This window comes from Shimia litoralis, from assembly GCF_005518135.1.
Lineage (GTDB): Bacteria > Pseudomonadota > Alphaproteobacteria > Rhodobacterales > Rhodobacteraceae > Shimia_E > Shimia_E litoralis.
In genome coordinates this window covers 1-631 of sequence record NZ_SULI01000071.1, presented here as the reverse complement: position 1 = coordinate 631, position 631 = coordinate 1, and the positions used below count along the sequence as shown (strand labels likewise).

The following is a 631-nucleotide window of genomic DNA, read 5'->3' as shown; positions in this document are numbered from 1 at the left end:
TTTTTCCACGTACGCGGGAAATCGTGGTTTGAGCGCCCCGCGCAGTTCATCAACAATATTCAAGGTAGGGGTTGGGATTTATCTTGCCTCTGCCTTGGTCTTCTGTGTCGATCTATTCGGTGAAATCTCTGGCTTCTACTTGTTCGAGGTCAGTTGGCTGGTTCACGAACTGATTGAGCTGGCAACCATGTTTGGATTTGTCATTGGAGCCTTTCTACTATGGCGCAGCAATCGCCAATTAGACCTGCGAAACCAGGAAGTCGAAAGACACCTGCAAGCGGCCCAGGGAGAGTTTTTTGCAATGCTGAATCTTCAGTTCGACCGATGGGGGTTAAGTAATGCCGAACGTGACGTAGCGATGCTAACCGTAAAGGGATTGTCTGTTGCTGAAATTGCCGAACTTCGCAAAACGAGTCAGGGCACAATTAAGTCTCAGAATAATGCCATTTATCGCAAGGCAGACGTTAAGTCGCGCACGCAATTGGTTGGCGCATTGATAGACGAGTTGTTGATTGTCGAGTGACCGCAGAAAGGTTGTTAACTAGTGGGTTTAAAAAATGCCACTCATGGAATCTTCTTTTATCGTGACAAAGAAAAATCAAGTACACACCCGCAATCTAGATCGCCACGA

At 47.1% G+C, this 631-nt stretch carries 1 protein-coding gene; it reads left to right on the top strand.

Translation table 11 applies throughout. The features are described 5' to 3' along the window. The coding region (locus tag FAP39_RS17380) for a helix-turn-helix transcriptional regulator (RefSeq protein ID WP_342777203.1) at positions 1-523 on the top strand (523 nt) is incomplete at its 5' end. Between the last annotated feature and the right edge of the window lie 108 nt (positions 524-631).